The organism is Chitinimonas violaceus, from assembly GCF_052601015.1.
Map to the genome: position 1 here is coordinate 1 of NZ_JBQXDJ010000014.1, position 13,441 is coordinate 13,441.

Genomic DNA, 13,441 nt, shown 5'->3' on the forward strand with positions numbered 1-13,441 from the left:
GCGGTTTACGATCCACGCTTCCTTCCCACGCTCGGTCGCCCTCACGCAGTTGCGCTTCACTTCGTTCGCTGTGATCAACTTACGGCGGGACTTCCACCCGCAGGAGTGCGCCCATGCTGGGCGCACATGAAAAACGCCACCCAGTTGGGTGGCGCTTCGATGTACTGCATTGTAGGTATTACTTCTTGCGCTGCGGCGGCAGATCGGTACAGGTGCCTTCGAATACTTCCGCAGCCATACCGATGGATTCACCCAGAGTAGGGTGGGCATGGATGGTTTTGCCGATGTCTGTTGGGTCGCAACCCATCTCAATCGCCAAGCAAAGCTCACCCAGCATATCGCCCGCATGGGTGCCGACGATGGCCCCGCCAATCAGCCGGTGCGTCTCGGCATCGAAAATCAGCTTGGTAAAGCCTTCATCACGCCCATTGGCAATGGCACGGCCGGAAGCACTCCACGGGAAGACAGACTTCTCGATCTTGACGCCAGCCTTTTTGGCTTCGTCTTCTGTCATGCCTACCCAAGCGACTTCCGGGTCGGTATAAGCAACCCCGGGAATCACCCGTGCATCAAAGAAGGCTTTATGGCCGGCTGCATTTTCAGCTGCGACATGGGCTTCATGCACAGCTTTGTGCGCCAACATCGGCTGGCCGACGATGTCGCCGATAGCGAAGATATGCGGCACATTGGTGCGCATCTGCTTATCCACTTCGATAAAGCCACGCTCGGTAACCGCTACGCCGGCATTTTCCGCCGCAATCAGCTTGCCATTGGGCGCACGACCCGCGGCGACAAGTACCAGGTCGTACCGCTGTGGTTCCTTGGGCGCCGCATCGCCATCGAAAGTCACCCAGATGCCATCGGTCTTGGCCTCGACGGCAACCGTCTTGGTCTTGAGCATGATGTTGTCAAAGCGGTGGGCATTCATCTTCTGCCACACTTTGACAAGATCACGGTCCGCGCCCTGCATGAGGCCATCCATCATCTCGACCACATCGAGGCGTGCGCCGAGCGTGGAATACACCGTACCCATTTCCAGCCCGATGATGCCGCCGCCAATCACCAGCATCTTCTTGGGTATAGCCTTCAGCTCCAGCGCCCCGGTACTGTCGACGATGCGTGGGTCTTCCGGTATGAACGGCAGCTTTGTCACCCGGGAACCGGCGGCAATGATGGCCTGCTTGAATTTGAGGGTCTTCTTCTCACCGGTTTTGTCCTGGCCTTCGCCAGCAGTAAGCTCGACTTCCATATGGTGTGGGTCGAGGAAACGACCTAAGCCGCGCACCAACTCAACCTTGCGCATCTTGGCCATACCGCCCAGCCCACCGGTCAATCTGTCCGTCACCTTGTCTTTGTAGACACGCAAGGCATCGATATCGATTTCCGGGTCTGGGTATTTGATGCCGTGGGCCGCAAGGTGTTTGACCTCGTCGATTACCGCTGCATTGTGCAGCAGGGCCTTGGAGGGGATACAACCTACATTGAGGCAGACCCCACCCAGTCTGGCGTAACGCTCAACCAGTACAACCTTCAAGCCCAGGTCTGCGGCGCGGAAGGCCGCGGAATAGCCACCCGGGCCGGCACCAAGCACCAGCAGGTCGTATTCGGCATCTGCCCCCCCAGCCCCAGCATGGCTGGCGGCTTTTGGCGCAGCTGCTGGCGCTGGGGTTGAAGCCGGTGTGGCCGCTGCTGCAGGTTTGCTCGCTGGTGCGGCAGCAGTCGCTTCTACCAGAGCAATCACTGCTCCCTCGCTGATCTTGTCGCCCACCTTGATGCGCACCTCCTTGACTACACCAGCCGCACTGGCCGGCACCTCCATGCTGGCTTTGTCGGTTTCCAGCGTGATCAGCGAATCTTCCTTGGCAACGGTATCGCCAACCTTGATGAAGACTTCGATGACATCAACGTCCTTGGCATCGCCAATATCGGGTACCTTGAGTTCAATCACATTGCTCATGGCAGCCCCTTACAGCATCAGCCGGCGAATATCGCCCAGCACTTGTGAGAGATACGTCGTGAAGCGGGCGGCAGATGCGCCATCGATCACACGGTGGTCGTAGCTCAAGCTTAATGGCAGCATCAGGCGTGGCGTGAACTCACTACCGTTCCACACGGGTTTGATGCTGGATTTGGAAACGCCGAGGATGGCAACTTCCGGCGCATTGACGATCGGTGTGAAGGCTGTGCCGCCTACACCACCCAATGACGAAATCGAGAAACACCCGCCCTGCATTTCCGCTGGCAAAAGCTTGCCTTCGCGTGCTTTGGCGGCGAGTGCGCCAGTTTCGGTTGCCAGCTCAATCAGCGACTTCTTGTCGGCATCGCGAATCACCGGCACGACGAGCCCGTTAGGTGTATCGGCAGCGAAACCGATATGGAAGTACTGCTTCAGCACCAGGTTGTCGCCATCGAGCGAGCTATTAAACTCGGGGAATTTCTTCAGCGCAGCAACGACGGCTTTGATGATGAAAGCCAAGGGGGTGATCTTGAGGTTCTGCTTCTTCAGCTCCTCGCCCATATCCTTGCGGAAGGCTTCCATATCGGTGATGTCAGCTTCATCGAACTGCGTTACGTGGGGAATCATCACCCAGTTACGCGCCAGATTCGCGCCGGAAATCTTCTTGATGCGCGACAGTGGCTTCGATTCAACCGGGCCGTATTTGGCAAAATCAACCTTGGGCCAGGGCAGCAGATCGAGGCCTACACCGGTACCGGCTGATGGCGCACCGCTTGAAATCGCGCCGCTGAGTACGCTCTTCACGAATGCCTGCACGTCGCTGGCGATAATGCGGCCCTTGGGACCTGTACCTTTGACCTTGCCGAGGTCTACACCCAGTTCACGTGCGAACTTGCGTACGGAAGGGCTGGCATGGGCGGCCTTAAAGCCAGCCTCGTCCACCTTGGCGCTTGCTGGTGCAGCGATCGGAGCAGGCGCAGCAGCAGGTGTGGCGACCGGCACTACGTCCGTAGGTGCTGGGGCAGCGGCAGCAGGCTTTGCGGCAGGTGCGACGGCATGACTTGCGCCGCTGGCAGCCAGGGTCAGTATCAGCGTGCCTTCAGATGCCTTGTCGCCTACTTTGATGGCGATGCTTTGCACTGTACCTGCAGCGGGGGAGGGCACTTCCATGCTGGCTTTGTCGGTTTCCAGCGTGATCAGTGAATCATCTTTCTTCACAGTATCGCCGGCTTTGACGAAAACCTCGATCACATCCACATTCTTGGCGTCGCCAATGTCGGGTACTTTGACTTCGATACTGGCACTGGTAGCGGCAGCAGATGAAGATGCAGCTGCAGCGGGCGCTGGAGCAGGTGTAGCTGCCGGCGTACTGGCTGCAGCGGCGCCCGCAGCTTCGATCAGCACGATCACTGTACCTTGAGATGCCTTGTCACCAACCTTGATGCGTACTTCCTTGACCACACCACCAGCTTCTGCTGGCACTTCCATGCTGGCTTTGTCGGTTTCCAAGGTAATCAGTGCGTCATCTTTCTTGATGACGTCGCCTGCCTTCACAAAGACTTCGATCACATCGACGTCTTTCACGTCCCCGATATCGGGTACTTTCAGTTTGATCAGATTGCTCATGTTCATTTCCTGTGAGGGGTGCAGTGTTGGGGGAGGGACTGACCCACCCCATTCAGGCAGCGCGGTATGAAACGTTTACGCTCCACGCCTTATGCCTCACACGCTTAAACAGTCCAGGGAGCCGGCTTGGCGCTATTGATGCCGTACTTGGTAATGGCCTCGGTAATCGTGGCGCGTGGCAACTTACCGTCGTCTGCCAGGGCTTTGAGGGCGGCGACCACAACGTAATGTCGGTTCACCTCGAAGAAGCTGCGCAATTGCTCACGGGTATCGGAGCGGCCGAAGCCATCAGTACCCAACACGACATAACGGCTTGGTACGAAAGCACGAATCTGCTCGGCGTAAAGACGCATGTAGTCAGTGGCGACGACGACAGGGCCTTTGGCATCCTTCAGGCACTGGGTGACATAGGGTACCTTTGGCTCTGCATCTGGGTTGAGGAGATTGTGGCGTTCGGCCGCCATGCCGTCGCGTGCCAGCTCGGTAAAGCTTGGGCAACTCCACAGATCGGATTCGACGCCCCAATCCTGCTTGAGCAGATCTGCCGCGGCGATGACTTCGTTGAGGATGGTGCCAGAACCCGCCAGCTGCACGCGCAAGTCGCCTTTACCGCCTTGCTTGAGCTTGTACATACCCTTGACGATGCCAGCCTCTGCGCCCGCCGGCATGGCTGGGTGCTCGTAGTTCTCGTTCATCAGGGTCAGGTAGTAGTACACGTCCTGCTGCTCGGCATACATACGGCGCATACCATCCTGCACGATGACCGCCACTTCAAAGCCGAAGGTCGGGTCGTAGGAAATGCAGTTCGGAATCGTGGCCGAGATCAGGTGGGAATGACCATCCTCATGCTGCAGGCCTTCACCATTCAGCGTTGTGCGGCCCGCTGTGCCACCCAACAGGAAGCCGCGGGTACGCATATCGCCAGCCAGCCATGCCAAGTCGCCGATGCGTTGGAAACCGAACATCGAGTAGTAGATGTAGAACGGAATCATCGGCACGCCGTGCGTGCTGTAGCTGGTGCCAGCGGCAATCCAGTCACACATCCCACCGGCTTCGTTGATGCCTTCCTGCAGAATCTGACCGTCTTTCGATTCCTTGTAGAACATCAGCTGGTCGGCATCCTGCGGCACATACTTCTGGCCCTCCTGGTTCCAGATGCCCACTTGGCGGAACAGGCCTTCCATACCGAAGGTACGCGATTCATCAGGCACGATGGGAACAATATGCTTGCCGATCTGCTTGTCCTTGAGCAGCTGGGTCAGCAGCCGCACAAAGGCCATTGTCGTGGAGTACTCCTTGCCGGCACCCGAGCCTTTGAGTAGCGTATCGAAGCTCGATAGGGGCGGGATTTCCAGCGCGTAGGCTTTGGTACGGCGCTGTGGCAGATAGCCGCCCAGTGCTTGGCGGTGACCGCGCATGTACTCCAACTCGCGCGAGCCCTCTTCGAACTTCACGAACGGCACATTCTCGATCTGGTCGTCTGGAACAGGAATGCTGAACCGGTCGCGGAACTGCTTGATCGAGTCGATATCCAGCTTCTTTTGCTGGTGGGTGATGTTCATGGCTTCGCCGGCCGATCCCATACCATAGCCCTTGACAGTCTTGGCAAGGATGACGGTGGGCTTGCCATTCGGCTCGGACGCCTGCTTGAACGCCGCGTAGATCTTGGCCGGATCGTGGCCACCTCGATTCAGTTCCCAGATGTCCTTGTCGGACCAATCCTGCACCAATGCTTTCAGTTCCGGCGTGTTGAAGAAATGCTCACGCACGTACGCGCCGTCGCGTGCTTTCATCACCTGGTATTCGCCGTCGACGATCTCCATCATGCGCTTGGGCAGGATACCTTTCTTGTCGCGGGCAAACAGGGCGTCCCACTTGGTACCCCAGACCAGCTTGATCACATTCCAGCCCGAACCGCGGAATTCGCCTTCGAGCTCCTGAATGATCTTGCCATTGCCACGTACCGGACCATCCAGCCGTTGCAGGTTGCAGTTGATCACGAACACGAGGTTGTCGAGCTTTTCGCGCCCAGCCATGCCGATCGCGCCCAACGATTCAGGCTCGTCCATCTCGCCATCACCGCAGAAGGTCCAGACCTTGCGATTGTCGGTTTGCGCCAGACCACGGTCCTGCATGTACTTCATGAAGCGCGCCTGATAGATGGCGAGAATAGGGCCCAGACCCATCGATACTGTTGGGAACTGCCAGAAATCGGGCATCAGCCAGGGATGAGGGTAGCTCGACAGACCCTTGCCGCCGACTTCCTGGCGGAAGTTATTCATCTGCTCTTCAGAGATACGGCCCAGCAGATAGGCACGCGAATAAATACCCGTTGCCACGTGGCCCTGAACGAAGATCAGGTCTCCGCCATGGGTTTCCGTCGGTGCGCGCCAGAAGTGGTTGAAACCCACGTCATACAAAGTGGCGGCGGATGCGAAGGACGCGATATGGCCACCTACATTGGTGTGCTTGTTAGCGCGTACCACCATGGCCATGGCGTTCCAGCGCGTATAAGCGCGGATCTTGTGTTCCAGGGTGGTATCGCCCGGGAAAGGGGGCTCCATCTCGTGGGGGATGGTATTGATGTACTGAGTGCTGGCGCTGTAAGGGATATTCGCCCCTTTTTCCGACGCTTCCTCAATCAACTTCTCGATGATGAAATGGGCGCGCTCAGGGCCTTCGGTATCAATTACGCCATCCAAGGCTTCCAGCCATTCACGGGTTTCTATCGGATCGAGGTCGTCGTTGTGCTCAGCCATCTTGGGTACCTTGTGGGTGTGTTTGTTATTTGGAAACAAGCAAGCGCATGCCATCCGCTCGGTGGGCAGACTCAACAGGCATGGTTTGCTGATAGGGGAGGGCCCGGGCAGCGTGCAATACGGTGCCCGAAACCGGGAAAAGGGGCCGATTCAATGTCGGCGAAGCGGGGAATAGACGCTTCACAACGGTGTCTCTTGCTTACTTAAGTTACTTGGAACCTGTCCAAGGCCGGATTATCCCGGCTTATGTCTATAAGTCCTTCAAAACTGCCGCGCGTTTTTGTTCGTATTCGCTGTCACTGATCAAGCCGCCATCCTTCAAACGCTTCAGTACGGTCAACCGCTCTTCAGCCTTGCTGGAAGGGGCGGCGGCAGGTGCCGGCTGTGGTGCAGCTTGAGGGGCGGGCGGCGTCGCTTGTACCGTAGGCGATGGTTTGGAAACTGGCGCAGTTACGGGCTGAAAGGTGGTAGTTGCTGTAGCCGGCTGAAAAGTCGTACCTGGGTCGGAACCGGGTACAGGGTGGTAGGTTTTGTCAGGTGTGCTTGCCAAAGCCGCAGCGATGTCGATGCTGATCCAATCCGGGCGGCTGTTCACGCTGACAGCACCGTTGCCGCTCAAGAGGGTACAGCCAAGATTGGCCGAAGGCTTGATACGGCTGCCATGGTTAATGGAGCGCTTGACGCCGGTGACATGGTAGTAAGCCATGTCGAGCGAGTCGCCACACATGCCGACCAGCACATTCAGCTTGCCATTTTCGACGAACATACGCCCCGCATTGAGCACGCGCGGGATGAAGAACATGCCACCTGGGCGATAGGACGTGACGAATTGCACATCATCGCCACGCCCGGCCTTGGCAAATACCGGCAGCAGCGCTTCTGACAGGCGCTTGATCTCATCGTCGTTGTAATAGGGCTGGGGCGTCTTGCCATCGACCCGCTTGAAAACCCGTTGCAGCAGGTTGCTCAACTGCTCGGTCGAAAAAACCACAGGGTGGGCATTCTCGGCATTGACGGCTTCGAGCTTCACATAGTCATCCGTCTCCGACCACATCTTGGTGGTGTCGACCGCCAGGGCTTTACCGGCCAGGAAAACACAGGCCAGAAGACCTGCCATCCGAGTCGAAAACAGGTACTGCATGACTATCTCCAGATCAATCCAAGGGGTGCAAGGGTGACGTTATAACGCAAAGACACCATGTCTGCATCGTGGTTCACCGCTGCTTTAGAGTTTTTGCTTTTAGTTCAGTGCTTTGCGTACATAGTCGATCAGGCGGTTTGTCGAAGCATCGTGCTTACCCTGGATGCTGGGGTCTCTGAGCTCGGCTTCAATGGTCTTCGCCAACTGTTTACCCAACTCGACGCCCCACTGATCGTAGGAATTGATTCCCCACACTACACCCTGCACAAACACCTTGTGCTCGTACAGCGCAATCAGGCTACCCAGACTGCTTGGGGTCAACTGATCCAATAGCAGAGTATTCGTTGGGCGGTTACCGCCAAACACCTTATGTGGCACCAATTGTTCCAACGCTTCACCAGTGAGGCCCTGGGCTTGCAACTCAGCACGCACCTCGGCTTCGTTCTTACCACGCATCAAGGCTTCGGTCTGGGCGAGAAAGTTGGCGAGCAGTATTGTATTGTGCTCAAGCGAACTTTTCGGATTTTCCAAAGCGGCGATGAAATCGATAGGCACCAGCTCGGTACCCTGATGCAGTAACTGATAATACGCATGCTGGGCATTGATGCCAGGTTCGCCCCAGATCACCGGACCGGTATGGTAATCCACCGCTTGGCCATCAAGCCGTACCGACTTGCCGTTCGATTCCATATCGAGCTGTTGCAAATAAGCCGGCAAGCGGTGCAGTGGTTGGTTATAGGGCGAGATCAGCTGGGTACTTGCACCCATGCCATTGATATAGAAAACCCCGAGCAGTGCCAGAATGACCGGCAGGTTCTGCTCCAATGGCGCAGATTTGAAATGCTGGTCCATGGCATGTGCACCGGCCAACATCGCACGGAAATGTGTTTCGCCGATATAAAGCAGAATCGGCAAGCCAATGGCTGACCATAACGAATAACGCCCACCCACCCAGTTCCAGAAGCCGAACATGTTCGCGGTATCGATGCCAAACGCTGATACCGCTTCGGCATTGGTGGACACTGCAACGAAGTGTTTTGCCACTGCGGACTCATCACCCAGGGTATTCACCAACCACTGCCGCGCAGCCTTGGCATTGGTCAGCGTCTCTTGCGTCGTGAAGGTTTTGGACGCAATGATCACCAGTGTGGTAGCCGGGTTGAGCTGTTCCAACACCGTCGCCAACTGCCAGCCATCCACGGTTGAGACAAAATGCATTTTCAGCTGTTTGCTGCCAAAATCCCGCAATGCTTCACAGACCATGAAAGGGCCAAGGTCTGATCCGCCAATGCCGATATTCACGATATCGGTGATGGCCCGGCCATCGTGGCCCAGCCATTGCCCTGTGCGTACCTTTTCTGCAAAACCTGCCGTGCGAGCCAATACATCCTGCACCTGCGGCACGACATTGGCACCATCGACGTCAATCACACTGCCAGCAGGCGCGCGTAGCGCCGTATGCAGTACGGAACGACCTTCGGTAATGTTGATTGCGGCACCGGCAAACTGCTGTTCCCGTTTGGTTTCCACGCCTGTTGCGCGCGCAAGCGCAAACAGATTGGCCATCGCCGCGTCATCGACTCGGTTTTTCGAATAATCGAGCAGGATGCCGCAGGCCTTCAGGCTGAAGCGCTGGGCTCTATCCGGGTCGCTGGCGAACGCCTGCCGCAAGTCGATGGATCTAAGCTGCGCAGCTTGCGACAGCGTGGTTTGCCAGGCGGGGAGGGAGCTAAGTGCGGTCATCGTGATGATAGTGGTATTAATGGGAAAGTCTGGTTAATCTTCAGCGGTCTTCATAACCACGTACCCGACGTTCTTTGAGATTGCGTTTGATCTTTTCCAGCTGGTCGATCAACTCCGGTCCCCGGCGCAATGCAACTCCCACAGCCAGCACATCGATAACGACGAGGTGAACGATGCGGGTGATCATTGGCGAGTAAAGATCGGGGTCTTCGGGTGTGTCGGCATACAGTGTGACGTTGCAACGCTTGGCCAGCGGCGAGTTGGAATGGGTAATCCCGATTACGTAGGCACCTGCTTCGCGCGCCAGTTCCACCGACCGGATCAGATCTATCGTACGGCCGGAGTTGGAGATCGCCACCACTGCGTCACCCGGCTTGAGGAGCGAAGCCGACATGCCGTGGATATGGGGGTCGGAATAGGCAATGCAGGGTACACCCAGGCGAAAGAACTTATGCTGCGCATCCTGCGCCATGATGCCGCTGTTGCCCAGGCCATAGAACTCGATCTTACGGGCACGGGAGAGGATATCGACTGCCTGCTCGATCGTGTCCGGGTTCAGCTCGTTGCGGGTACGCATCAAGCTGGAGATCGTGTTATCGAACAGCTTGGCCGCCAGATCATGTGCGGTATCGCTCATTTCCACCGCACTGTGCACATAGGGCACACCGGAAACCAGGCTGCGAGTCAGGCGCAGTTTGAAGTCCTGCAGGCCTGTGCAGTCGACCGAACGGCAGAAACGGATGACGGTAGGCTGTGAAACCGTCGCCATTTCTGCAATCTGCGCAATCGGCGCGTGGGCAACGAAGTTCGGCTGGGAAAGCACCAGCTCTGCAACTTTGCGTTCGGATTTCGACAGCTCATTGAGCAGCGATTTGATCTTTTCCAGCATTTTGTTCTTATCTCTTCGCACCTGGCGAAGGGTCAGGCCTTGCGAGCGGCCAGCGCATCAAGCGCCGCGGCTGTGCCGCGTAGGGCTGGGTTCTTGGCGACAATCACAAAGCTTGGTACAGCGGCAAGGTAGTCGGAAAAACGACCTTTCTGTTCAAACCGGCGGCGGAATGGGGAATTGGCAAAATATTCGCCCAGACGCGGCACGATGCCGCCACCGATATACAGCCCGCCGCGTGCGCCTAAAGTGATGGCTAGATTGGCGGAGGCGCTGCCCAGCATGGCGCAGAAGGTATCCACAGTTTCCTTGCACAGCGTGCAGGTACCGGCAACTGCCCGCTCGGTGATTTCTGCGGCAGAAGGATTCTCGTTCGGCTGGCTGTTGAGCTCGGCCAGCGCTTTGTAAAGATTCTGCAATCCTGGTCCGGACAATAGGCGTTCGGCAGACACATGGCCGAATTCCTGCCGCAAGATGCGTAGAATTTCGTCTTCCTTGTGGTTGAAAGGCGAGAATGACACATGCCCGCCTTCACCTTGCAGGGGAATCCAGCGTGGCGCTTCACCGGGCTGATGGGCGGGAATCAGGCCGGAAACGCCGAGACCGGTACCGGCGCCCAAAAGGGCAATAGGCAGGTCGGGGTTGCGTTCACCGCCACCTACTTTGACGAGCTCCGCATCATCCAGGGTCGGTAAACTCAAAGCCAGCGCCGTGAAGTCGTTGATGATGGTCAGTTCAGCCAGATCAAGCTGGGTTTTAAGCTCGGCCTGCGAGAAAGCCCATCCATGGTTCGTCATCTTGACGTGGTCACCGGCAATCGCAGTAGCAATGCCAAAAGCAGCCCAGACGGGCTTTATCGCCAACGGGTCGAGATAGGTCTTGGCGGCTTCATACAAGCCAGGGTAGTCGGCACAGACCAGATTGCGCTCATCGCTGATGGGTGCGCCAGGGGCGCGAATCAGCGCAAAACGGACATTGGTGCCACCGACATCGGCAAGTAGGCGGGGATAAGTATGAGCTAGTGACATGACGGATTTACTCGGCCCAATAGAGATGGCAGACGCCATGAGCGGCATCGAAGACACGGGCGATGGGCAGGCGTTCGGTAGGTGCATCCATGGCGGCGTCGAAAACAGCCTTTTTCTTCTCGCCGGTCAGGTGCAGGAAAATGTTACGGGAACGGACAATAGCAGCCAATGTAAGGCTGATGCGCGCATAAGGGGCGGTTGTCGGGTTCACGGCAACAACCTGCTTGGGGTTATCCACGGCAGCGGCAGTTTCCAATTCTGCCGAGCAGGGGAACAGGCTGGCAGTATGACCGTCCTCGCCCATACCCAGGATGACAACATCGAAAGGCTGCGGCACCTTGGCCAAAGCGGACTCGACTTCGGTAAGCCCTGCCTCGGGTGTAGGCGCTGGGGTTTTGAGACCGATGAAATTGGCAGCCTCAACCTGGTACTTGAGCAGGTTTTCACGTACCAGACGCTCATTGCTGTCTGCGTGATCAACAGGCAACCAACGGTCGTCCACGAGTGTGATCCAGACCCGGCTCCAATCAAGGCGCATCTGGCGCAATTGCTGGAACATGCCAACCGGCGTACGCCCGCCGGATACCGCCAAGCTGGCGGAACCACGCTCGCGCAGCGCTGTTTCCAGGGCTGCTGCTACTTCGCGCGCCAGGCAGATATCCAGATCGATTCGGGAGTCGTAGTCATGAATGCGAATGTCGGCCATTTACAATTCTCTTATTTCAACTTTGGCCGGCTTGCGGAAGGAAAAATCCGCCGCCGTAAAATGCGGAATGCCGGGTAACAACCCGACATCCTTGTGTTACTTGCTCAACCTTCCTCGTGCCAACAAAATCCGTCGCGAGACAGGAGCGCGGAGCTTGCGGCTGGGCCCCAGGTGCCCGCGGTATATTGTTTGGGCGCTTCGTCGCTGGCTTCCCAGGTATCGAGGATAGGTTCCACCCACTTCCAGGCTTCGTCGAGTTCGTCGCGACGCATGAACAGCGTCAGGCGGCCACGGATCACGTCTGTCAGCAAGCGCTCATAGGCATCGGGACGACGCGCTTTGAACATTTCGTCGAAATCGAGGTCAAGATGAACGCTCTTTAGCTTCATCTGGTCGCCTGGCTGTTTGGCAAGCAGGTACATCTTGACGCTTTCTTCCGGCTGCAACTGGATCACCAGGCGGTTGCTGGTTGTCTCTGCGGGCAGTGAGAAGATGGAATGTGGTACTTGACGGAAGTTGATGACGATTTCCGCCAGCCGTTCCTGCATGCGCTTGCCGGTACGCAGGTAGAAGGGCACGCCGGCCCAACGCCAGGTATCGATTTCCGCTTTCAACGCGACAAAGGTTTCGGTTTTGCTGTTGGGGCTGATGCCGGTTTCGTCGAGATAACCCACGGCAGGCTTGCCTTGGCTTGCCCCAGCTTTGTATTGACCACGTACGGTTTTGCTGGCGACTTCCTGCGGCCCAAAGCGACGCAGTGCACGCAACACCTTCAGTTTTTCATCGCGTACGGCATCAGGGTCGGCGCTGGCTGGGGGTTCCATTGCAATAAAACACAGGAGCTGCAGTAGATGGTTCTGCACCATATCGCGCAGTGCGCCGGCTTTATCGTAAAAGTCGCCGCGGCTTTCCACGCCAACCTGTTCGGTTACCGTGATCTGTACGTCGCGTATCCATTCGCGCCGCCACAGGGGTTCGAAAAAAGTATTGCTGAAACGTAGCGCCAACAGGTTTTGAACGGCCTCTTTACCCAGGTAGTGGTCGATCCGGTAGATCTGCAGTTCTTTGAAGAACTTGCCAACCTGGGCATTGATGGCTTGCGAAGAGGCAAGGTCATGACCGAGGGGCTTCTCCAACACGACACGGGCACTGCCTTTGTTCAGGTTGACCGACGCCAGATTCTCGCAGATACCGGCGAACAGATTTGGCGCCGTAGCCAGATAGAACACGCGGACATGATCGGGGAATTCGTTGAGTTTGTCGGCCAAGGCGGCGTAGGCAGATTTGTCCTGCGCATCAAGCTTCAGGTAGACGAGGCGAGTGGAGAAAGTAGCCCAATCACCATCGTTGAAGTAGTCGCCTAGGTATTGGCGCGCCGCTTTCTCGGCGGTACCCAGGTAGGCGGCCTGGTCGGACTGACTGCGGCCCAGGCACAGGATGCGACCTTCTTCTGGTAGGCAGCCATCCTGGTGTTGATGGTAAAGCGCAGGCAACAGTTTGCGCATGACCAAGTCGCCAGTGCCGCCAAACAGCACCATATCGAAGGGTTGAATCGAGGTCATCCCTTGAGTCCTTTGGGTGAGATCTTCATATAT

General features: G+C 57.1%; 9 protein-coding genes. All 9 read right to left on the reverse strand.

The features are described 5' to 3' along the window. Positions 1–178 precede the first annotated feature (178 nt). Positions 179–1,957: a dihydrolipoyl dehydrogenase gene (gene lpdA, locus ACUHMQ_RS06980; RefSeq protein ID WP_445294731.1), complete on the reverse strand. Its 1,779-nt coding sequence runs from the start codon at positions 1,955–1,957 to the stop codon at positions 179–181. Positions 1,958–1,966: 9 nt separating this feature from the next. After that, positions 1,967–3,583: a dihydrolipoyllysine-residue acetyltransferase gene (gene aceF / locus ACUHMQ_RS06985; RefSeq protein ID WP_445294732.1), complete on the reverse strand. Its 1,617-nt coding sequence runs from the start codon at positions 3,581–3,583 to the stop codon at positions 1,967–1,969. Between the two features lie 104 nt (positions 3,584–3,687). Next, positions 3,688–6,342: a pyruvate dehydrogenase (acetyl-transferring), homodimeric type gene (gene aceE / locus ACUHMQ_RS06990; protein ID WP_445294733.1), complete on the reverse strand. Its 2,655-nt coding sequence runs from the start codon at positions 6,340–6,342 to the stop codon at positions 3,688–3,690. A gap of 250 nt (positions 6,343–6,592) precedes the next feature. After that, positions 6,593–7,483 (reverse strand): SHOCT domain-containing protein, encoded by an 891-nt coding sequence (locus ACUHMQ_RS06995; RefSeq protein WP_445294734.1) that lies wholly within the window; start codon positions 7,481–7,483, stop codon positions 6,593–6,595. Positions 7,484–7,582: 99 nt separating this feature from the next. Further along, positions 7,583–9,226, reverse strand: a complete 1,644-nt coding sequence (gene pgi / locus ACUHMQ_RS07000) for a glucose-6-phosphate isomerase (RefSeq protein WP_445294735.1) — start codon at positions 9,224–9,226, stop codon at positions 7,583–7,585. Positions 9,227–9,266: 40 nt separating this feature from the next. Continuing rightward, positions 9,267–10,115, reverse strand: a complete 849-nt coding sequence (gene hexR, locus ACUHMQ_RS07005; RefSeq protein ID WP_445294736.1) for a transcriptional regulator HexR — start codon at positions 10,113–10,115, stop codon at positions 9,267–9,269. A gap of 32 nt (positions 10,116–10,147) precedes the next feature. Then, a complete protein-coding gene (locus tag ACUHMQ_RS07010; protein WP_445294737.1) occupies positions 10,148–11,140 on the reverse strand; it encodes a glucokinase in 993 nt (330 codons plus the stop codon). A 7-nt stretch (positions 11,141–11,147) separates the two neighbouring features. Further along, complete coding sequence (pgl, locus tag ACUHMQ_RS07015) at positions 11,148–11,846, reverse strand: 6-phosphogluconolactonase (RefSeq protein WP_445294738.1); 699 nt, start codon at positions 11,844–11,846, stop codon at positions 11,148–11,150. A gap of 104 nt (positions 11,847–11,950) precedes the next feature. Next, positions 11,951–13,408 (reverse strand): glucose-6-phosphate dehydrogenase, encoded by a 1,458-nt coding sequence (gene zwf, locus ACUHMQ_RS07020; protein ID WP_445294739.1) that lies wholly within the window; start codon positions 13,406–13,408, stop codon positions 11,951–11,953. Positions 13,409–13,441: the final 33 nt, after the last annotated feature.

Excerpts from the sequence above, each read along its gene's own strand:
- lpdA (WP_445294731.1), bottom strand. The coding sequence starts at position 1,957 with ATGAGCAATGTGATTGAACTCAAGGTACCCGATATTGGCGATGCCAAG.
- aceF (WP_445294732.1), bottom strand. The coding sequence starts at position 3,583 with ATGAGCAATCTGATCAAACTGAAAGTACCCGATATCGGGGACGTGAAA.
- aceE (WP_445294733.1), bottom strand. The coding sequence starts at position 6,342 with ATGGCTGAGCACAACGACGACCTCGATCCGATAGAAACCCGTGAATGG.
- ACUHMQ_RS06995 (WP_445294734.1), bottom strand. The coding sequence starts at position 7,483 with ATGCAGTACCTGTTTTCGACTCGGATGGCAGGTCTTCTGGCCTGTGTT.
- pgi (WP_445294735.1), bottom strand. The coding sequence starts at position 9,226 with ATGACCGCACTTAGCTCCCTCCCCGCCTGGCAAACCACGCTGTCGCAA.
- hexR (WP_445294736.1), bottom strand. The coding sequence starts at position 10,115 with ATGCTGGAAAAGATCAAATCGCTGCTCAATGAGCTGTCGAAATCCGAA.
- ACUHMQ_RS07010 (WP_445294737.1), bottom strand. The coding sequence starts at position 11,140 with ATGTCACTAGCTCATACTTATCCCCGCCTACTTGCCGATGTCGGTGGC.
- pgl (WP_445294738.1), bottom strand. The coding sequence starts at position 11,846 with ATGGCCGACATTCGCATTCATGACTACGACTCCCGAATCGATCTGGAT.
- zwf (WP_445294739.1), bottom strand. The coding sequence starts at position 13,408 with ATGACCTCGATTCAACCCTTCGATATGGTGCTGTTTGGCGGCACTGGC.